At 70.2% G+C, this 19,977-nt stretch carries 19 protein-coding genes; 6 read left to right on the top strand and 13 right to left on the bottom strand.

Annotated elements, in window-relative coordinates:
* Positions 1-16: 16 nt before the first annotated feature.
* Positions 17-448 (bottom strand): PaaI family thioesterase, encoded by a 432-nt coding sequence (locus tag F1D61_RS19350; protein ID WP_203153284.1) that lies wholly within the window; start codon positions 446-448, stop codon positions 17-19.
* A gap of 161 nt (positions 449-609) precedes the next feature.
* On the opposite strand from F1D61_RS19350, the gene F1D61_RS19345 reads away from it, so the two are divergent.
* Positions 610-1,005 carry a PaaI family thioesterase gene (locus F1D61_RS19345; RefSeq protein WP_203159157.1) on the top strand — a complete coding sequence of 132 codons (396 nt, stop codon included), beginning with the start codon at positions 610-612 and terminating at the stop codon, positions 1,003-1,005.
* A gap of 41 nt (positions 1,006-1,046) precedes the next feature.
* Here F1D61_RS19345 and F1D61_RS19340 read toward each other — a convergent pair whose 3' ends face one another.
* The gene (locus tag F1D61_RS19340) at positions 1,047-1,403 is read right to left on the bottom strand and encodes a c-type cytochrome (protein ID WP_203153282.1); all 357 of its coding nucleotides are present in this window, start codon (positions 1,401-1,403) and stop codon (positions 1,047-1,049) included.
* Between the two features lie 254 nt (positions 1,404-1,657).
* On the opposite strand from F1D61_RS19340, the gene F1D61_RS19335 reads away from it, so the two are divergent.
* Positions 1,658-3,091: an FAD-linked oxidase C-terminal domain-containing protein gene (locus F1D61_RS19335; RefSeq protein WP_203153280.1), complete on the top strand. Its 1,434-nt coding sequence runs from the start codon at positions 1,658-1,660 to the stop codon at positions 3,089-3,091.
* The gene (locus tag F1D61_RS19330) at positions 3,088-4,905 is read left to right on the top strand and encodes an SWIM zinc finger family protein (RefSeq protein WP_203153272.1); all 1,818 of its coding nucleotides are present in this window, start codon (positions 3,088-3,090) and stop codon (positions 4,903-4,905) included. Before F1D61_RS19335 ends, F1D61_RS19330 begins: the two co-directional genes overlap by 4 nt.
* A 123-nt stretch (positions 4,906-5,028) precedes the next feature.
* Here the strand turns inward: F1D61_RS19330 and F1D61_RS19325 are convergent, their stop codons facing one another.
* From F1D61_RS19325 to F1D61_RS19315, 3 genes are read right to left on the bottom strand one after another with little or no spacing between them, the layout of a single operon-like run.
* On the bottom strand, positions 5,029-5,202 hold the full coding sequence (locus F1D61_RS19325; RefSeq protein WP_203153264.1) for a hypothetical protein: 174 nt from the start codon (positions 5,200-5,202) through the stop codon (positions 5,029-5,031).
* A gap of 26 nt (positions 5,203-5,228) precedes the next feature.
* Positions 5,229-5,522: a hypothetical protein gene (locus tag F1D61_RS19320; protein ID WP_203153263.1), complete on the bottom strand. Its 294-nt coding sequence runs from the start codon at positions 5,520-5,522 to the stop codon at positions 5,229-5,231.
* 4 nt (positions 5,523-5,526) lie between these two features.
* Positions 5,527-5,901: a hypothetical protein gene (locus F1D61_RS19315; protein WP_203153262.1), complete on the bottom strand. Its 375-nt coding sequence runs from the start codon at positions 5,899-5,901 to the stop codon at positions 5,527-5,529.
* A gap of 161 nt (positions 5,902-6,062) precedes the next feature.
* Between F1D61_RS19315 and F1D61_RS19310 the strand changes: the two genes are divergently transcribed.
* From F1D61_RS19310 to F1D61_RS19300, 3 genes are all read left to right on the top strand, one after another.
* Positions 6,063-6,665 carry a nitroreductase family protein gene (locus tag F1D61_RS19310; protein ID WP_203153261.1) on the top strand — a complete coding sequence of 201 codons (603 nt, stop codon included), beginning with the start codon at positions 6,063-6,065 and terminating at the stop codon, positions 6,663-6,665.
* On the top strand, positions 6,662-8,275 hold the full coding sequence (locus F1D61_RS19305; RefSeq protein ID WP_203153260.1) for an AMP-binding protein: 1,614 nt from the start codon (positions 6,662-6,664) through the stop codon (positions 8,273-8,275). Before F1D61_RS19310 ends, F1D61_RS19305 begins: the two co-directional genes overlap by 4 nt.
* Positions 8,276-9,114: 839 nt before the next feature.
* On the top strand, positions 9,115-10,515 hold the full coding sequence (locus tag F1D61_RS19300) for a sulfatase-like hydrolase/transferase (RefSeq protein WP_203153259.1): 1,401 nt from the start codon (positions 9,115-9,117) through the stop codon (positions 10,513-10,515).
* Between the two features lie 81 nt (positions 10,516-10,596).
* Here F1D61_RS19300 and atpC read toward each other — a convergent pair whose 3' ends face one another.
* The 8 genes from atpC to F1D61_RS19260 form a co-directional block, all read right to left on the bottom strand.
* Positions 10,597-10,998 carry an ATP synthase F1 subunit epsilon gene (atpC, locus tag F1D61_RS19295; RefSeq protein WP_203153258.1) on the bottom strand — a complete coding sequence of 134 codons (402 nt, stop codon included), beginning with the start codon at positions 10,996-10,998 and terminating at the stop codon, positions 10,597-10,599.
* 80 nt (positions 10,999-11,078) lie between these two features.
* On the bottom strand, positions 11,079-12,536 hold the full coding sequence (gene atpD / locus F1D61_RS19290; RefSeq protein WP_203153256.1) for a F0F1 ATP synthase subunit beta: 1,458 nt from the start codon (positions 12,534-12,536) through the stop codon (positions 11,079-11,081).
* 25 nt (positions 12,537-12,561) lie between these two features.
* Positions 12,562-13,449 (bottom strand): F0F1 ATP synthase subunit gamma, encoded by an 888-nt coding sequence (locus F1D61_RS19285; protein WP_203153255.1) that lies wholly within the window; start codon positions 13,447-13,449, stop codon positions 12,562-12,564.
* A gap of 31 nt (positions 13,450-13,480) precedes the next feature.
* The gene (gene atpA / locus F1D61_RS19280) at positions 13,481-15,010 is read right to left on the bottom strand and encodes a F0F1 ATP synthase subunit alpha (RefSeq protein WP_203153254.1); all 1,530 of its coding nucleotides are present in this window, start codon (positions 15,008-15,010) and stop codon (positions 13,481-13,483) included.
* Between the two features lie 64 nt (positions 15,011-15,074).
* Positions 15,075-15,647 carry a F0F1 ATP synthase subunit delta gene (locus F1D61_RS19275; protein WP_203153253.1) on the bottom strand — a complete coding sequence of 191 codons (573 nt, stop codon included), beginning with the start codon at positions 15,645-15,647 and terminating at the stop codon, positions 15,075-15,077.
* Positions 15,648-16,041: 394 nt separating this feature from the next.
* A complete protein-coding gene (locus tag F1D61_RS19270; RefSeq protein ID WP_203153252.1) occupies positions 16,042-16,746 on the bottom strand; it encodes a DsbA family protein in 705 nt (234 codons plus the stop codon).
* Between the two features lie 73 nt (positions 16,747-16,819).
* Complete coding sequence (locus tag F1D61_RS19265; protein ID WP_203153251.1) at positions 16,820-17,311, bottom strand: glutathione peroxidase; 492 nt, start codon at positions 17,309-17,311, stop codon at positions 16,820-16,822.
* Between the two features lie 550 nt (positions 17,312-17,861).
* On the bottom strand, positions 17,862-19,967 hold the full coding sequence (locus tag F1D61_RS19260) for a TonB-dependent siderophore receptor (protein WP_203159156.1): 2,106 nt from the start codon (positions 19,965-19,967) through the stop codon (positions 17,862-17,864).
* Positions 19,968-19,977 lie beyond the last annotated feature (10 nt).

The raw sequence follows: 19,977 nt of genomic DNA, 5'->3' as shown, positions 1-19,977 counted from the left end.
CGGGAGGCCGGTCGGGTCAGGCCCGATCCGCCTCCGGCCGGCGGCGCAGGATCTTCCACACCCCGGTGGCGGCGGCGACGATGCGTCCGTCGCACCGCGCGTCGCCGCGCAGGAAGACCAGGCTCTGGGTGCGCTGCACCACCTCGGGCGTCAGGGTGATCGTCTCGCCGATCCGGCCGGCCGAGACGAACTGCATCTCGAACTGCACCGTCACGCAATTCGCCCCGCCGGCGGCCCGCATGGCGGCAAAGCCCAGCGCCCGGTCGGCGAAGGTCATCATCATGCCGCCCTGGACCACGCCGATCAGGTTGGCGTGCTTCGGCTCGGCCCGGAACGCGAAGCTGAGGCCGCCGCCCTCCTCGCGCAGCAGGACCGGGCCGACCAGGGAGAGGAAGCCCGGATCATCGAAGGGGCGCCAGCCGGCGTGATCGGATTCGGGGATGGTCATGGGCCTCTCGGAACTCGGGCGTCTCGGGGGTGGGGCGCTGGACAGCGCGGCTGCCGCCGTGGCTCAACGGGTTCTACCAGGAAAGCCGAGAGGGAGGGGGGATCGTGGGCGACCAGACACCGGAGGCGCGCGTGCGCGACAGCTTCGACCGGCAGGGCCTGATGCGGACCCTCGGGGCGACCCTCGAGGGGGTGTCCTCCGGTGCCGTCGAGATCGCGCTCGCGCCCGGGCCGGCGGTGTCGCAGCAGCACGGCTTCGTCCATGCCGGGGCGGTGAGCGCCATCGCCGACAGCGCGGCGGGCTACGCGGCCCTGACCCTGATGCCGCCCGGCGCCGGGGTGCTGACGGCGGAGTTCAAGATCAACCTGCTGGCCCCGGCCGCCGGTCGCCGGATCCTGGCGCGGGGGCGGGTGGTGAAGGCCGGGCGGACCCTGACCCTGGCCCAGGCCGACGTGTTCGCCGAAACCGTCTCGGACGGCGAGGTGCGCGAAAGACTCGTCGCGGTGCTCACCGCCACCCTGATGGCCGTCCAGGGCCGGGACGGCATCGGCGATTGAGGATCCGGCCCCGGCGGCGACCGCCGAGGCCGGATTCGATCTTACTTCTGGGTCTCGAGGTAGGCTTCCAGATCCTTGATCTTCTTGTCGTCCTTGACGCCGGCGAAGATCATCTTGTTGCCGGGCACCTTGGCCTTCGGGTCCTTGATGTATTCCATGAAGGTGGCCGAGTCCCAGGTCAGGCCGGAATTCTTCATCGCGGCCGAGTAGTTGTAGCCCTCGTGGGTGCCGGCCTTGCGGCCGATGACGCCCTTGAGGTCCGGGCCGACGCCGTTCTTGCCGAAGGCGTGGCAGGCCTTGCAAGTCGCAAAGACCTTCTCGCCGGCCGCCGCGTCCTGGGCCTGGGCGGCGAAGGGGAGGAGCGCCGCCAGGGCGGCACCGAGGATGAGCTGACGCATGAGGTTCCCTCCAACGGACGTCGTTCGCGACCGGCCACCGGGATATGGCCCAGCCTGCTGTTTGGTACAGTTAAAAACGCCGACGGTTCGCGACGGGTCCCGTGCGGCGAAAAGAAGCTGTGCCGCGCTCCGGCGCAATCGGACGAAGGTGCGGGGCGACGGGATGGATGGGCGCGCTCCCTCGCCTGCCTTATGATGGCGCACGAGCGACCGCCCGACCGGTCGGACACGATGCCGAGGCCAGAGGACACGCCATGACCATCGCCTTTCCGTTGCCCGATCCCGCGATCCTCGCCCGCCGCGACGCGATCGTGGAGGGCTTGCGCGGCCTGGTGGCGCCGGAGGCCCTGGTGACGAGCGAGGACGAGCGCCGCGCCTTCGAGACCGACGGGCTCACCGCCTACCGCAGGATGCCGCTCGCCGTGGTGCTGCCCTCGACGACCGCCGAGGTCGCCGCGGTGATGCGCTACTGCCACGAGAACGGCGTGCGGGTGGTGCCCCGGGGCGCCGGCACCTCGCTGGCCGGCGGCGCCATCGCGCAGGAGGATGCGGTGATCCTCGGCGTCGCCAAGATGAACCGGGTGCTCGACGTCGATTTTTCCAACCGCACCGCCCGGGTCCAGGCCGGCATCACCAACCTCGCCATCAGCGCGGCGGTGGCCCACGAGGGCTTCTTCTACGCTCCCGACCCGTCGAGCCAGCTCGCCTGCACCATCGCGGGCAACATCGCGATGAATTCGGGCGGGGCGCATTGCCTGAAATACGGCGTCACCACCAACAACCTGATGGGCGTGACGCTCGTCATGATCGACGGCACGGTGGTGGAGATCGGCGGCGACCATCTCGACGCCGCCGGCTACGACATGCTCGGCCTGATCTGCGGCTCGGAAGGCCAGCTCGGCGTCGTCACCGAGGCGACCGTCCGGATCCTGCGCGCGGCGGAAGGCGCGCGCCCGGCGCTGATGGGCTTCGGCACGGTCGAGGATGCCGGCGCCTGCACGGCGGCGATCATCGGCGCCGGCATCATCCCGGTGGCGATCGAGTACATGGACCGCGAGGCGATCACGATCTGCGAGGCCTTCGCCCATGCCGGCTACCCGCTCGATGCCGAGGCGATGCTGATCATCGAGGTCGAGGGCTGCAAGGAGGAATGCGACGCGATGCTCGCCCGCATCGTCGAGATCGCCAGACCCTTCAACCCGACGAGCCTGAAGGTCTCGCAATCGGAGGCCGAGAGCGCCGCGATCTGGAAGGGCCGCAAGTCGGCCTTCGGCGCCACGGGCCGCATCTCCGACTACATCTGCATGGACGGCACCATCCCGACCGGGCAATTGCCGCGGGTGCTGGAGCGCATCGGCGAGATCACGCAATCCTACGGTCTGCGCTGCGCCAACGTCTTCCATGCCGGCGACGGCAACCTGCACCCCCTGATCCTGTTCGACATCAACACGCCCGGCGAGATGGAGAAGGCCGAGGCCGCCGGCGAGGAGATGCTGAAGCTCTGCGTCGAGGTCGGCGGCTGCCTCACCGGCGAGCACGGCGTCGGCATCGAGAAGCGCGACCTGATGAACGTCCAGTACAACCCGGAGGACCTGCACCAGCAGATGCGGGTGCGGGCGGTGTTCGATCCCGCCTGGCTGATGAACCCGGCGAAGGTGTTCCCGCTGGAAGGACGGATCGCCGCGTGAGCGGCAGGAGCCGGAGTGGCGAGACGGCCATCGGCGGCAAGACGGCCGTCGGCCAGGCGAGGGCCGACGCGCCCCTGCCGGACGAGGCCGCCATCCGGAACCTCGCCGATCCGAAGGTGATCGAGCGTGGCCGCGCGGTGGTGCGCTCGGGCGCCGTCTCCGACCTCGTGCGGCGGGGCGACCGGCTCACCGCCGCGGTCGCGGGCAGCGAGGACGAGCCCTACCGGGTCACGATCCGGCTGAAGGATCGCGACGTGGCGGATTACCGCTGCACCTGCCCCTACGAGTGGGGCGGGGCCTGCAAGCACGTCGTCGCGACCCTGATCGCGGCGGGCAAGCCCGGCGCCCTGGCCCAGCGGCCGACCCTGGGCCGGCTCCTCGACGACCTGCCGCGCGAGGCCCTGGCCGACCTGCTGGTGCGCCGGGCCGAAGCCGATCCCGACCTCGCCGGCTGGATCGAGGCCGAGCTCGCCGCGCGGCCCGGCCGCGGTTCGGTCGATCCGGCGCCGATCGCCGCGCAGGCCCGCACGGTTCTCGGCCAGCGGCCGAAACGTGCTTACTGGGACGATTACGAGGCCCACGGCCCGACCGACGCGCTGAAGGAGCTGGTGGGCAAGGCCGTGCCGTTCCTGGAGGCCGGCGATGGGCGCAACGCGCTCACGATCCTCACGGCGGTGGCTGAGCCGTTCATCGAGCAGTGGCTCGACGATTACGTCGAGACCGACGAGGACATGTACCGCCTGTTCACCGATCTCAGCCGGATGATGGCCGAGGCGGCGCTGATGAGCGACCTCACCGCCGACGAGCGCGATTCCTTGCGCGAGACGATCGAGGGCTGGGACGACGATCTCGACGGTTACGCCTCTGAGGACGGATTCTTTCTCGTCACCACCGCCCTGATGACGGGCTGGGACGATCCGGCCCTGCGCGCGGTGCTCGCCGGCAAGAAGGGGGCGACCCTGCCGGCGGGCGAGGACGAGAACCCCGATCTCGTCGCCGTGCGCCTGCGGGTGCTCGCGGCCGCGGAGCGCACCGAGGAATACCTGAACCTCGCCCGCGCCGCCGGCGACGAGGCGGCCCATGCCGACATGCTGATGCGCCTCGGGCGGATCGACGAGGCCGTGGCCCGCGCGGCCAAATACGTCACCGATCCGGGCGCGCTCCTCGTTCTGTCCCGCCGCCTGCACGCGGCCGGGCATCCCGATCCGGCGCTCGACATGGCGCAGGCGGGATTGCGCCGGGTGGAATCGCGGCGCAGCGGCCCGGCGGCCGAACTGGCACGCTGGCTGCGCGACGAGGCCCATGCCCGCAAGCGCCGAGACCTCGCGCTCCAGGCCGCCCGCGCCGCCTTCGCGCAGGGCCTCACCCTCGCCGATTACCGGGCCGCCCGGACGGTGGCCGGCAAGTCGGGCTGGGATCCGGTCCGCGACGACCTCCTGGCGATCCTCGACAAGGCGGCGTTCGCCCCCGACCGGATCGCGATCCTGCTGGAGGAGGGGTTGGTCGGCGACGCCATGGCGGCGGCCGATGCCGGGCGCGAGGGTCCTGTCGAGGAGGCGGTGCTGATGCGTCTCGCCGAAGCCGCCCTGGAGCGCGACCCGGCCTGGGCGATCGCCTTTTCCGAGGCGAAGGCGAAGCCCCTCCTGACCCAGGCACCGCACACCTACGAGCAGGCCGCCGCCTGGCTCGCCTGCGCGAAGCAGGGTTATCTGGCGAAGGGCGAGCAGGGGGCGTGGGCGGCGCGGATCGGCGACCTGATCACCGAGCACAAGCGGCGCCACAGGTTGAAGCCGCTCCTGGAGGCGTTGCGGTAGGCCACCCCTTCGCCCTGCCCCCGCGGCGGCAGGACGACCGGGAACACCTGCGCTCGTTTGTCCGACCCACGGGCAGCCCTGCGGCAATCGAGGGAGGGTCCGGGTGCCCGCGCGGGTCGCGCGCTACCCCGCCCCCGGATCGACCTCGTCGCCCTGCCGGTCCCCCGCATGGGCGCCGGACTTGTTGCCCTCGCCGTCGCCGTCCTGCGGCACCGCCGCGACGCCCTTCAGGTCGTCGGCGGTGATCGTGTCGTCGCGGGCCGGCTTGCCGTCCCGGTCGCCCTTGCGCTCCGCCATCCCGTGCTCCCCTCCTGTCGCGTCGATCACCAATCGACCTTGCCGCCGGTCTTCTCGGTTCGGTACTCGCCGTCCGCGACCTTCTTCCCCTCGCGGGGGCCCTGCGCGGCGACCTGGTCGGAATGGCCGCCGGAGCTGCCGCCGACCGAGACCGGCGGCCGGCCGGGGGTGCCGGCCGAGGACCATTCGCGCTTCAGCTCGGCCTCGTCGCGGCCGCCTCCCTCCTGCCGGGTGATCGCGGCCTGCTCGGGGGTCTGGTGGCCGCCGCCGACCGCCGGCTCGCCCTGGCTGCCCACCACGTCGTCGGGCTTGCGGGTCATCGCGTCACTCTCCCTCGTCCTTGCCGACCGCGGCGGTCGCCCGATCGATCGCTTCCTTGGTGGCGGAGTTCTGGGCGACCGGTGTCCGGGCGGCGGGGCTGCCGGTCGAGGGATCGCTGATCCGGCGCAGGTTCTCCGGCGGCGTCTCGTCCTCGGTGGCCTGGCTGCCGTCGGTCGCGCCGATCGCGTCGAGGCGGTTGAAGTCCGACGCGACCCGGGCGTCGCGGGCCTGGCCCATCGGGTCGTGGGCCATGTCGGCTTGCGTGCGCTGCGGCACCCCGACATCCAGGGGCGAATCCTGCCCCATGTCCTGGCCATTGCGGTCGGTATAGGCGTCGAAGTCGCGCAAGCTGGGCCGCGCCCGATCCGTCTTGTCCATGGCTGTCTCCCGTTGCGGCCGTCTCATTCGTGTCGGGGACAACACCGGGGGCGGCATGATGTTTCCGCGGGCCAGATCCTCCGAGAGACCGGGATGCGGGCCCGTGACAACCGCCGCGCTTGCTGGCAGGACGGCGCGACATCCACGGAGATCCTCCACCCGTGACCACCTCCGCCAATTCCCGTACCGCCGACCATCCGATCGACGCGCTCTTCCTCGAGCGCTGGTCGCCCCGCGCCTTCACCGGCGAGGCGGTGCCGCACTCCGACCTGATGACGATGATCGAGGCGGCGCGCTGGGCCCCCTCGGGCTACAACTCGCAGCCGTGGCGCTTCGTCTACGCCCTTCCCGGCACCCCCGCCTGGGAGACGCTGTTCGGCCTGCTGGTGCCGTTCAACCAGGGCTGGGTGAAGAATGCCGGCGCGCTGGTGTTCCTGGCCTCGAACGGGATGATGAACACCCCGGACGGTCTCAAGCCGTCCTACAGCGCCTCCTTCGATGCCGGCACGGCCTCGGCCCTGTTCCAGCTCCAGGCGGTCAAGATGGGCTGGCACGCCCACGGCATGACCGGTTTCGACCACGAGCGGGCGCCGGCGGCGCTCAACCTGCCGCCGCATCACCGGGTCGAGGCGGCCTTCGCCGTCGGCCGCAAGGCGGATCCGGCGACCCTGCCGGAGGAGACCCGCGCCCGCGAGACCCCGAACAACCGCCACCCCCTGTCCGACTTCACGTTCGAGGGCGGGTTCCCGCCGCGCGAGGCGTGATCCCGACTGCTTACGAGGAGTGGCGCTCCGGGTTCCGCTGGCGGATCCCGGAGCGCTACAACATCGCGGTCGACGTCTGCGACCGCTGGGCCGCGGCCGATCCGGACCGCACCGCGATCCTCGACGTGGCGGCGAGCGGCAAGGTCGAGGCCTGGAGCTTTTCCGCCCTGCGCGAGGCGTCGAACCGCTTCGCCAACGCTTTGCGCGCCTACGGCATCCAGGCCGGCGACCGGGTGGCGGTGCTGCTGCCGCAATCCCCGGCCGTGGTGGTGGCCCATCTGGCGATCTACAAGCTCGGCGCCGTGGCCCTTCCGCTGGCGGTGGTGTTCGGGCCGGAAGCCCTGCTCCACCGCCTCGGCGATGCCGGCGCGCGGGCCGTCGTGACCCATGCCGGTGGCGTCGCCAAGCTCAGCCCCTTGCGCGACGCGCTGCCCGCCCTCGACCTCGTCGTCTCGACCGACGGCGCCGGGGATCGCGCGCTCGGCTATGCCGATCTCCTGGCGGCGGCCTCGCCCGACCTCGTCCCAGTCGACACGCGGGCCGACGACCCGGCCCTGATGATCTATACCTCCGGCACCACCGGCCCGCCGAAGGGGGCCTTGCACGGCCACCGGGTGCTGCTCGGCCACCTGCCGGGATTCGCCATGATGCACGACTTCATGCCGAGGGCCGGCGACCGGATGTGGACGCCGGCCGACTGGGCCTGGGCCGGGGGGCTCCTCAACGCGCTGCTGCCGAGCCTGCATCACGGCGTCGCCGTGGTGGCGCGCAAGGCGGAGAAGTTCGAGCCCGAGGAGGCGTTCCGGCTGATGGCCGACCTCGCGGTGGCCAACGCCTTCGTGCCGCCGACGGCGCTCCGGATGCTGCGCACCGTCGCGGATCCGAACGGACGTTTCGACCTGCGCCGCCTTCGCACCCTGGCCTCGGCCGGCGAGATGCTGGGGCCGGAGACCTTCCACTGGGCGCGCGAGGCGCTCGGGCTCACCATCAACGAGGCCTACGGCCAGACCGAGTGCAACCTGGTGCTCGCCTCCTGCGCGGCTCTCGGCGTGGCGCGGGCGGGCTCGACCGGCCGACCGGTGCCGGGCCACCGCGTCGCGGTGATCCGCCCGGACGGCAGCCCGGCGGCTCCCAACGAGACCGGCCAGATCGCCGTCGCCCGGCCCGACCCGGTGATGTTCCTGCGCTACTGGAACGACCCGGAGGCCACCGAGCGGAAATTCTTGCGTGACTGGATGACCACCGGCGACCAGGGCCGGATGGACGCGGACGGCTACGTCCACTTCGTCGGCCGGGACGACGACGTCATCACCTCGTCGGGCTACCGGATCGGCCCCGGCGAGATTGAGGATTGCCTGTTGCGCCATTCGGCGGTCGCGCTCGCGGCGGCGGTCGGCAAGCCCGACCCCGTCCGCACCGAGATCGTCAAGGCCTTCGTCGTCCTGCGGCCCGGATACGCCCCGTCGGAGGCCCTGGCCGCCGAGATCCAGGCCTTCGTGCGGACGCGCCTCTCGGCCCACGAATATCCGCGCGAGATCGCCTTCCGGGCGAGCCTGCCGCTGACCACCACCGGCAAGATCATCCGGCGGGTGCTGCGCGACGAGGCGTGAGGCGACGACGCCAGGCGGACGACTGCGCGCGTCGGCGACGGCTTCTGCATTCGACGCTCCCGGGTGCCCGACGCGATCCCGGAATCGCGTCCGGACCGTGCCGTGGTAGGGTGACGGCATGAATCGCAGACCGGTCAGACGATCGGGGAGCTCGATGCGTCGGCTCCGATCCCCTCGAATGGAGTGCATGGGCACTCGGGATCGGAGCCCGCATCAGGCTCTCTCGTGGACAAGTATCATCGTGGGGTGCGTCGGCATCATCGCGCGCGGCTGATGAAGGCTCGCCAGGACTATCACGGGGGTGCGACCGGCCGACGGGCTTCACCCCAGGCCATTCTTTCCTTCTGGTCCCGCACACCGACCCCGTGCTCCTGCTGGCTGTGCGGCAATCCTCGCCGGTGGCTCGACGAGGCAACGGTGCAGGAGCGCCGCGCTTTCCAGGCGGATGAGGTGAGGCCGCGGTAGCGCGACCGGCAGAGCGCCGCTCCTGTCGAGCCGATATCGTCGTTGCCATATCGGCTCACGGCACGACGTTCTGCCAGACATCGACGTTCGACAAGGCGGCCGGCTCGGGTGCTTGCACAAGGCCGGTCCCGAAGAAGCGTCAGTCATTCGAGATGCCGCGCCCATGGACGACGTTCCTCCCGTCATCACATGGCTGCGACGCCGGAGGACGAGCATGGCCACCGGCGAACGTCGCCCCCCAATCGATCGCGATCGATCAGATGGACGTCGATCCACTCCGCGTCCGGGGATATAACCTGAATTCACGGCTGTTAGACTTAAGACCTTGCGGAAATCGAAGAACGAATTAACCCGCTTCTTGCTACGACATCCTCATGACCCAACGTCATGCATCTACCGTTCCCGCGGCGTTTCTGCGGCTCGTCCGGCGTGTTCCGGTCCTCGTCCAGCCAGACCGCCCTTGCCTGCTCCTGCTGGTCGGCGGCCTCGTGCTGCCGAACGTCCCGGCCCTCTGCATCGACACCGTCGCGGGCGTGCCGCCGCGGACCAGCGCCATCGCGCTCTACGCGGCGCTCGCTCTCATGGCCGGCCGGCTGCCGGGCTACGTTCTGGTGCCGCTCGGCCTGCTGGTGATGGTGGCCGACCTCGTCTCCGCCGTCGCCCGGATGTTCTTCCTCGATCCCGACGCGCTGATGCACCTGATCGACCTCGACGTGCTGGGGACGCTCATGGCGACGCCGGTCTACGCCGCCGGCGCCCTCGCCGTCGTCGGAATCATGCTCGTCTACCTGGCCTTCCTGGTGCGGGCGGGGCCGGCGATGCGTCGGGGCAGCAGACCCGTCTTCGCGGCGGCGGTGGCCGCGCTGCTGGTCGGCGACGGCCTCGTCAACGGCTCCACGGCCTACGATTTCGGCACCCTGGCGAGCACCGGCAAGGCCTTCGAATCGGGCAGCACCCGGTCCGGGTTCGATGCCCTGCCCGACCGGCCACGGCCGCCGCGCCGGGTCCTGATGGTCCTGGTCGAAGGATTGGGCGTCCTGCGCGACGGCAACCAGCGCGCGATCCTGACGGCACCGTTCGACGATCCGGCCCTGCGCCGGCTCTACATGGTGACGACGGGCACGAGCGCCTTCTTCGGCGCCACCGCCTCGGCCGAGATGCGCGAGCTGTGCCGCACCTACCGCTCGCACCGCGAGGTCTTCGCCGGGGAGGATCCGACCTGCCTGCCCGACCGGTTCGCCGCCCGCGGCTACCGAACGGTCTCGGTCCACGGCTACCATGCCGGCTTCTACGGCCGCGAGCACTGGTACCCGCTGGCCGGCTTTCGGACGAGCCTGTTCGGCGAGACCCTGGGGCCCCGTTTCCCCAGGCGCTGCGGCGGCCCGTTCCCGGGCCCCTGCGATACCGATCTGGCGCAGGTGGTCGGCGCCGAGCTGGACGCGCCGGGCCCGTCCTTCGTCTACTGGCTCACCTTGAACTCGCACGTGCCGGTGCCACGCGGCGAGGCGACCCCGCGCCAGGATTGCGGCCGGCCGGAGAGCCGGTTTCCCGATCCGGAGGTCTGCGCCATGGTGGAGATCTGGCAGGACCTGTTCACGGCGGTCTCGCGCCTCGCGCTGACCCATCCGGAGACCGAGATCCTGCTCGTCGGCGACCATGCCCCGCCGCTGTGGCGGAGGAGCGCCCGCGACGCGTTCAAGCCCGGCCGGGTGTCGTGGATCCGGCTCGCGCCGGTCCCGGTCGCCGCCACGGGCGTCGCCGAAGCCCGGCCCTGACGAACGACGAGGGCGGCGGAGCCGTGCCCCGCCGCCCTCGAAACGAAACGCTCTTCGCCCCGTCGCCTCGCGGCGGCAGGATCAGAAGCTCAGCGCGACCTTGGCCTCGCGCAGCTGCGCGATCTGGCCCTCGATCTCGATCTTGCGGTCGTAATCGTCGGTGGCGTCGTAGAGCAGCTCGGCCGCCGCGATGTCGGCGTCGATGATCGCGGGGGTCAGCTCCTCGAGGGGGGTGGCGCGCTCGGCGATCACGGTCAGCGAGGTCGCGTTGATCTCGGCGAAGCCGCCGCGCACCAGCACCCGCTTGCCGTTCTGCGGGCTCTCGGTGATGACCAGCATGCCGGTCTTGAGGGTGGTGAGCACGGGCGCGTGGCCGGGCAGCACCGTCATCTCGCCCTCGGAACCCGGAAGCTGCACGGCGTCGACCGGGCCGGAATACAGGATCCGCTCGGGGCCGACGAGGTCGAACTGGAAGGTGGCCATGGGGTCAGGTCGTTTCCGGTTTCGTCAGACGCACGAAAGGGCCCGGTCGTGAGACCGGGCCCGTCTTAAGTCGCTGCCGATCAGGCCGCGGCGGCGAGGCGCTGGGCCTTCTCCTTGGCCTCCTCGATCGAGCCGACCATGTAGAAGGCGGCCTCGGGGAGGTTGTCGTACTCGCCGTCCACCAGGCCCTTGAAGCCCTTGATGGTGTCCTCGAGCGCCACGAGCTTGCCCGGCGAGCCGGTGAAGATCTCGGCGACGTGGAACGGCTGGCTCAGGAAGCGCTCGATCTTGCGGGCGCGGGCCACCGTGAGCTTGTCCTCCTCGGACAGCTCGTCCATGCCCAGGATCGCGATGATGTCCTGGAGCGCCTTGTAGCGCTGCAGCACCTGCTGGACGCGGCGGGCGACGTTGTAGTGCTCCTCGCCGAGGATCGCCGGCGACAGCATGCGCGAGGTCGAGTCGAGCGGGTCCACCGCCGGGTAGATGCCCTTCTCGGCGATCGAGCGCGACAGCACGGTCGTGGCGTCGAGGTGGGCGAACGAGGCGGCGGGCGCCGGGTCGGTCAGGTCGTCCGCCGGCACGTAGATCGCCTGCACCGAGGTGATCGAGCCCTTGGTGGTGGTGGTGATGCGCTCCTGCAGGGCGCCCATGTCGGTGGCGAGCGTCGGCTGGTAGCCCACCGCCGACGGGATGCGGCCGAGCAGCGCCGACACCTCGGAGCCCGCCTGGGTGAAGCGGAAGATGTTGTCGACGAAGAACAGCACGTCCTGGCCCTCGTCGCGGAAGTGCTCGGCGACGGTGAGGCCGGTCAGGGCGACGCGGGCGCGGGCGCCCGGGGGCTCGTTCATCTGGCCGTAGACCAGGGCGCACTTGGAGCCTTCCGCGGAGCCGTGCTCCTTGGGGTCCATGTTCACCTTGGACTCGATCATCTCGTGGTAGAGATCGTTGCCCTCGCGGGTCCGCTCACCGACGCCGGCGAACACCGAGTAGCCCGAGTGGGCCTTCGCGATGTTGTTGATGAGCTCCATGATGAGCACGGTCTTGCCGACGCCGGCGCCGCCGAACAGGCCGATCTTGCCGCCCTTGGCGTAGGGGGCCAGCAGGTCCACCACCTTGATGCCGGTGACGAGGATCTGGGCCTCGGTCGACTGCTCGGCGTAGGACGGGGCCGGCTGGTGGATGGCGCGGAGCGACTCGGTCTTGATCTCGCCGGCCTCGTCGATCGGCTCGCCGATGACGTTCATGATGCGGCCGAGCGTGTTGGCGCCGACGGGCACGCGGATCGGCGAGCCGGTGTCGGTGACCTCCTGGCCGCGGACCAGGCCCTCGGAGGTGTCCATGGCGATGCAGCGGACGGTGTTCTCGCCGAGCTGCATGGCGACCTCGAGGACGAGGCGGTTGCCGTTGTTCTTGGTCTCGAGGGCGTTCAGGATCTCGGGCAGGTGGCCCTCGAACTGCACGTCGACGACCGCGCCGATGACCTGGGTGATGCGGCCGGTCTTGGTCGAGCCGGCGACGGGGGTGGCAGTGTTCGCCATGATGCTAATCCCTGATTGCGTGCGGTCAGAGCGCCTCGGCGCCCGAGATGATCTCGATCAGCTCCTTGGTGATCATCGCCTGGCGCGTCCGGTTGTAGATCAAGGTCTGCTTCTTGATCATCTCGCCGGCGTTGCGCGTGGCGCTGTCCATGGCGCCCATGCGCGCGCCCTGCTCGGAGGCGGCGTTTTCCAGGAGCGCCCGGAGGATCTGAACGGTGAGGTTCTTCGGGAGAAGGGCGGCGAGGATCTCGCCCTCGCCGGGCTCGTACTCGTAGACCGCGTCGGCCGAGGCGCCGGTGGTGGCGGTCTCTGACGGGGCGATCTCCGCCGGGATGATCTGCTGCGCCGTCGGGATCTGGGCGATCACCGAGCGGAAGCGCGAGTAGAACAGGGTCGCCACGTCGAACTCGCCCGCATCGTAGCGGCCGAGCAGGTTGCGGGCGATGGTCTCGGCGTTCTCGAAGCCGAGCTGGCGCACGCCGCGCAGCTCGATCAGCTCGACGATCTGGTCGCGGAACTCGCGACGCAGGACGTCGTAGCCCTTCTTGCCGACGCAGATGATCTTGACCGTCTTGCCCTGCGCCATCAGGCGCCGGGCATGGTCACGGGCCAGCCGCGAGATCGAGGAGTTGAACGCGCCGCACAGGCCCCGCTCCGCCGTGCAGACGACGAGCAGGTGGGTGCGGTCCTGGCCGGTGCCGGAGAGCAGCCGGGGCGTCTCCGCCCCGGGCGTCAGGTTGGCGGCGAGGTTGCCGAGCACCTGCGCCATGCGCTCGGCATAGGGCCGGGCGCTCTCCGCCGCCATCTGCGCCCGGCGCAGCTTGGCGGCGGCGACCATCTGCATCGCCTTGGTGATCTTCTGGGTCGCCTTCACCGAGGTGATGCGATTGCGCAGGTCCTTCAGACTCGCCATCGGAGCGTCCTTTGGTGTCGAGCCTTAGGGCTTACTGGAACGACTTGGCGAAGGACTCGACCACGCCCTTCAGCTTGGCGCCGCTGTCGGCCGACAGCTCCTTGGAGGAGCGGATCGTGTCGAGCAGGTCGGCGTGCTTGGTGCGCAGGGTCGAGAGCAGGCCGTCCTCGAAGGCGCGGACCCGGTTGACCGGGATCGTGTCGAGGTAGCCGTTCACGCCGGCATAGATCACCGCGACCTGCTCTTCCATCTTCAGCGGCGAGAATTGCGGCTGCTTCAGGAGCTCGGTCAGGCGGGCGCCGCGGTTGAGCAGCTTCTGGGTCGAGGCGTCGAGGTCCGAACCGAACTGCGCGAAGGCCGCCATCTCGCGGTACTGCGCCAGCTCGCCCTTGATCTTGCCGGCGACCGACTTCATCGCCTTGGTCTGGGCGGCGGAGCCGACGCGGGACACCGAGAGGCCGACGTTCACCGCCGGGCGTACGCCCTGGTAGAACAGGTCGGTCTCGAGGAAGATCTGGCCGTCGGTGATCGAGATCACGTTGGTCGGGATGTAGGCCGATACGTCGTTGGCCTGGGTCTCGATGACCGGCAGCGCGGTCAGCGAGCCGTTGCCGGCGGCGTCGCCCATCTTGGCGGCGCGCTCGAGCAGGCGGGAGTGCAGGTAGAACACGTCGCCCGGATAGGCCTCGCGGCCCGGCGGGCGGCGCAGCAGCAGCGACATCTGGCGGTAGGCCACGGCCTGCTTCGACAGGTCGTCGTACACGATCACGGCGTGCATGCCGTTGTCGCGGAAATACTCGCCCATGGCGCAGCCGGCGAAGGGCGCCAGGAACTGCATCGGGGCGGCGTCCGAGGCGGTGGCGGCGATGACGATGGAGTATTCCATCGCGCCGTTATCCTCGAGCACCTTCACGAACTGCGCGACGGTGGAACGCTTCTGGCCGACCGCGACGTAGACGCAGTACAGCTTGGCCTTCTCGTCGGTGCCGGCATGGGCCGGCTTCTGGTTCAGGATGGTGTCGAGCGCGACGGCGGTCTTGCCGGTCTGGCGGTCGCCGATGATCAGCTCGCGCTGGCCGCGGCCGATCGGGATCAGGGCGTCGATCGCCTTGAGGCCGGTCGCCATCGGCTCGTGCACCGACTTGCGCGGGATGATGCCCGGGGCCTTCACGTCGACCCGGCTGCGCTTCTCGGCAACGATCGGGCCCTTGCCGTCGATCGGGTTGCCGAGCGCGTCGACGACGCGGCCGAGCAGGCCCTTGCCGACCGGCACGTCCACGATGGCGCCGGTGCGCTTGACGGTCTGGCCTTCCTTGATCTCGCGGTCGGAGCCGAAGATCACGACGCCGACATTGTCCTGCTCGAGGTTCAGGGCCATGCCGCGCACGCCCGACTCGAACTCGACCATCTCACCGGCCTGGACGTTGTCGAGGCCGTAGACGCGGGCGATGCCGTCGCCGACCGACAGGACCTGACCGACCTCGGTGACCTCGGCCTCCTGGCCGAAGTTCTTGATCTGCTCCTTCAGGATGGCGGAGATCTCGGCGGCACGGATGTCCATCTGGACCTTCCCTCGTTCGTTCGTGTCGGGCGTTGTTCGTAAGGCGGCGGGTGCGTCGGGGCCCTTAGCGGGCGCCCTGCATCGCCAGGCGGATGCTGTTCAGCTTGGTGCGCAAGCTGGCGTCGACCATGCGCGAGCCGAGCTTGACGACGATGCCGCCGATCAGGCTCGGATCGATGCGGAGGTCGAGATCGACCTCGGCCTTCGCGACGTCCTTGAGGGACGCCTTGATGTCCTGGAGCACCGCGTCGGAGGGCTTCTCGGCGAGCCGCACCTCGGCGCGGACGATGCCCTTCGATTCGCGCACCAGCTCACGGTAGGCGCGGATCATGTTCGGCAGGGCGAACAGGCGGCGGTTGGCGGCCGACAGGCGGATGAAGTTGCCGGCCAGACCCCCGATGCCGGCCTTGGCCAGCACCGCCTCGATCGCCTTGACCTGATCCTCAGCCGAGAAGGCCGGGCTGCGCACGAGGCGCCGCAGGTCGGCGCTCTCGGTCAGCAGGGCGTCGAACCGGTCGAGCCCCTCAGCCACCGCGTCAACGGCCCGCTCGTCGCGCGCGAGCTCGAACAACGCCGAGGCGTACCGCCCGGCGACGCCCGCCAGGGGAGAACCCGATTCCGATGCGTTCTGAGCCACCAGCGCTCTCTCTTCATGTCCTGGCCCGACGGGTCCGGCCGATCGCGCCGGTCTGGAAAAGAGCGGCGGCGGCGCGCGGCCCGTCGATGATGGGAAAGGCTCCGGCGCGAGAAGACTGCCCCCTCCCCCGGCGCGGCGCCGGCCTAGCATGGGTTTTCAGGGGGCGCAAGGCGAGCGGAGGCGCGCCAATCGCTGAGGCGGGCCGTGGGCTTAAACCCATCCGGCGCCTCGCGGTTGCGCGGGACGCCGCAGGACAGGGGCGCCTCTTCGACCATGGTCGGATGGCGGGCCGGGCGGCACGGGTTCGCCGGCACGGCCGCGATCGGCCGTCCGCGGCGCGGGGCCGCGGAGGTTTCAGCAAAGTTTCCGAATGGTTGCGCGGGGCGGGCGGGCCTCAGCCCGCGCAGGCGATCTCGTCGCACTGGGCGACGCTGGCGAGCACCCGGGCGAGGCTCTTCGGCCCCGGATAGCCCAGCAGCGCCGAGGTGCCGACGACGTAGGACGGGGTGGCGTGCAGGCCGAGATTGGCGGCGAGCCGCATCTGGCTTTTCAGGGCGTCGCGCACCTCGTCGGAATCCGCCGCCTGCTCGATGGCGGTCCGGTCGTGGCCGAGGCGGGCGGCCGCCTCGAGCGCCCGGGGTCCGTCGATGCGACCGGAGGTGCCGGGGCCCAGCAGCGCCGTGTAGAGCGTGGCGGTCGCCGGCGAGCCGCCGGTGCGCTGCACGGCCAGCGCCACCTTGGCGGCCTGGGCCGACTGCACCGACAGGATCGGGTTGTTGACGAGGCCGATGCGCAGGTCCGGATTGGCCTTGACGAGGTCGTCGAGGTCGCGCGCCGCCGCCCGGCACCACGGGCAATTGTAGTCGAAGAACTCGTAGAGGGTGACCGAGGCCTCCCGCGGCCCGAGCCAGGTCACGCCGCGCAAGGTCCCGATCTCGGAGGCGAGCTCGCCCGGCAGGCGGGTGTTGGGGATCGGCTGGCCGTTGTCGCCGGTCACCGCGCGCCACTGGCCGTCCGCCTGCGCCAGGGCCCTGCCGGAGGCCAGGGCGGGGATGGCCGCCAGGGAGGCGGCGAGGAGGGTGCGGCGGGACAGGGACATGGGCGGGCTTCCGGGGCGACGGGACCTCGTCACGCCTCAGGTCTAGCTCGGCCATTTTGGCCGGATGATGGCCTCACACCGTCTCGGCCAGGGCCGCCGCCACCGCCCCCTCCAGCGCCTCCGGCTTCACCCGCGGGGCGAAGCGCTCGATCACCCGCCCGTCGCGGCCGACCAGGAACTTGGTGAAGTTCCACTTGATCGCCCGGGTGCCGAGAAGCCCGGGCTTTTCCTGCTTGAGGTGGGAGAACAGCGGCTCGGCCTTCGTCCCGTTGACCTCGACCTTGGCCAGCAGCGGGAAGGTGACGTCGTATGTCAGCGTGCAGAACCGGGCGATCTCGGCGGCGTCGCCGGGCTCCTGGGCACCGAACTGGTTGCAGGGAAATCCCAGGATCACGAGCCCGGCCTCGCGGTGGCGGCGCCACAGCTCCTCCAGCCCCTCGTATTGCGGGGTGAAGCCGCAGGCCGAGGCGGTGTTGACGACGAGCAACACCTTGCCCCGGTACTGCGCCAGCGGATGGGGCGCGCCGTCCGGGGCGGCGGGGGCGAAGTCGTGGACCGTGGTCATGACGGCCTTATGCCGGAGCCTGCTCCGCCCGTCAGCCTCGGGGCCTGATCGAGCACGATTTCCAACCAGGACTCGGGGTGGTCGGTGCGGCCATCCTACCCGCTCACCTCATCCTGAGAGCCTGTTTGAGCAGAGTGATTTGACAAAAACTGAGAAGAAGTAGGATATATCCTACCCTTCCACCTCATCCTGAGGTGTTAGCCGATTGAAAATCGGCTGACCTCGAAGGAGGGCTCCAGAAGCCTCGGCGATCCCTGGAGCCCTCCTTCGAGGCTCACTTCGTTCGCACCTCAGGATGAGGTTAGAGGGTAGGATGATCCCGCCCGCCTCAAGTCTTGGGTTAGAAGTCCTGCTCAAACAGGCTCTGAGGTGCGGGCGATCGAAGATCGCTGAGCCTCGAAGGAGGGCTCCAGATGCCGCTGTGACTTCTGGAGCCCTCCTTCGAGGTCAGTCGATCTTCGATCGACTAACACCTCAGGATGAGGTCGGGAGTGGGATGTCTCCAGGCTCACCGTCATATTCCGACAGTAGAGTCTGCTCAGACAAACTTTCAGAACCGGGCCGCCACCCCGCCCATGATCGTGCGCGGCAGGCCCGGCGTCGCGTAGCGGTTCTGCCACGCCCGGTCGAAGTAGCGCTCGTCGAACAGGTTGTCGACATTCAGGTACACCCGCACGTCGGGCGTGATCTTGTAGTACGAGATCAGGTTGGCGAGCGTGTATTCCGGCAGCTTGAAGGTCGGCCGGGCTTCGCCGGCCAGGCGCGAGCCGACATAGGTGATGCCACCGCCGAGCCCGAGGCCGCGCAAGGCGCCGTCCTGGAACTCGTAGACGCTCTGTACCGCGAAACTGTTCTGCGGGATGTTGGCGAGCCGGGCGCCGACCGGGGCGGTCGTGGCCTTCGTAAGGGCGGCATCGACGAAGGCGTAGGTGCCGATCACCCGCCAGCCCGGGGCGAGGAAGCCCGCCACGCTCATGTCGAAGCCGCGGCTCCGCGCCGCCCCGGCGGCGGTCTGGAAGCCCTGGTCGACGGGATCGGTGACGAGCTGGTTGGTGCGCCGGATGTCGAAGAAGGCGGCGGTGGCGTCCAGCCGCCCGTCGAGGAGGCTCAGCTTGACGCCGGTCTCGTAGCTCTCGGCCTGCTGGAACGGGAAGGGCCGGCCGGTGCGGTCGGTGCCGGGATTGGGCCGGAACGACTGCGAGTAGTTGCCGTAGATCGAGGCGATCTCGGTCACGTCGTAGACCAGGCCGATGCGCGGCGTCGCCGCATTGCCCTGCTGCCGCGTGATCGTCTTGTTGATATAGTTCGCCGTATCGAGAGCGATGTCCTCGACCCGCACGCCGACGAGGGCATGGAGCTTCGGCGTCAGGTCGATCTGGTCCTGGACGTAACCGGCATAGCTGGTGGTGTTCTGCAGGAAGTCGCTGAACGGCCGCGTGGGGACGGGAAGCGGCTGGCCGTAGACCGGCGCCAGCAGGTTCAGGGCGAAGGGATTGATGGCGGGGTTCGAGATGAGGGGGATGGCCTCGCGGTAGCGCAAGGCGTCGCGCTCGAGGCCGACGAGCAGGGTGTGGCGGAAGGCACCGGTCTCGAACTTGCCGGCGAGGTTGATCTGCAGGTCGAGGTCCGACCAGGTCAGTTCGCGCCGGTCGTAGGTCCGCGAGAACACGCCGTTGTTCCCGACGGTCCCGGTGGCCTGGACCGCCTGGCCGGCGAGGTTGCCGGCCAGGAGCTGCGCGCCGGCATTGATGACCCAGTCCGCGTTGAGCTTATGCTCGACGCGCAACTGGCCGAGCGCGTTGTCGTTGCGGAACGGCGACAATCCGGGCTCGCCGATGTAGCGGCTGCGCGGCACCGCCCGCAGGTCGCCGCGCAACGGCACGATGCCGCGGTCGAAGATCTGGCTGCCGCTGATGAACTCGCCCTCCAGCGTCACCGTGGTGTCGGCATTCGGCTTCCAGGCGATGACGGGGGCGAGGTAGTACCGGTCGCCGCGGACGAAGTCGCGGAAGCTGCCGTTGTCCTCGACCGCGCCGGTGAGGCGGGCGAGCACCGTGCCGCCCTCGTCGAGGGCGCCGGTGGCGTCGAAGGTGCTGCGCTTGGCGTTGTAGCTGCCGAATTGCGTGCCGATCGCAAGCGAGCGCTCAGGCGTCGGCTGCTTCGTCACGATGTTGAAGGTGCCGCCCGGATCGCCGCGGCCATAGAGGAAGGCCGAGGGGCCCTTGAGCACCTCGATCCGCTCGATCGACACGATGTCGGGCGAGTTCGGGTAGCCGCGGTTGATCGGGAAGCCGTTGCGGTAATACTCGCCGGTGGCAAAGCCCCGGATGGTGAACTCGGTGAGGCCCAAGCCCCCGAAATTGTTCGCGCGGCCGACGCCGGCGAGATCCAGCGCGGTGTCGATCCGCGTCGCCGCCGCGTCCTCGAGCACCTGGCGCGGCACCGGCACGACGGTCTGGGGCACCTCGCGGAGCGGCGTGTCGGTGCGGGTCGCGCTGACCGTGTTGCGGGCGAGATACCCCTCGGTCTTCAACGGGTTGCCGCTGCCGCCGGCGACCGAGATCTCGTCGAGCTGGATCTCGGGGGAAACGTCGGCGGCGGCCTGGGCGCTGGCCGCCTGCGGCATCAGGCCGAGGCCCGGAACGGCACAGGTCATCGACAGGGCG

Source organism: Methylobacterium aquaticum, assembly GCF_016804325.1.
GTDB lineage: Bacteria > Pseudomonadota > Alphaproteobacteria > Rhizobiales > Beijerinckiaceae > Methylobacterium > Methylobacterium aquaticum_C.
Note: the sequence above shows the minus strand (reverse complement) of the source record. Positions and strands in the feature narration are given on the sequence as shown.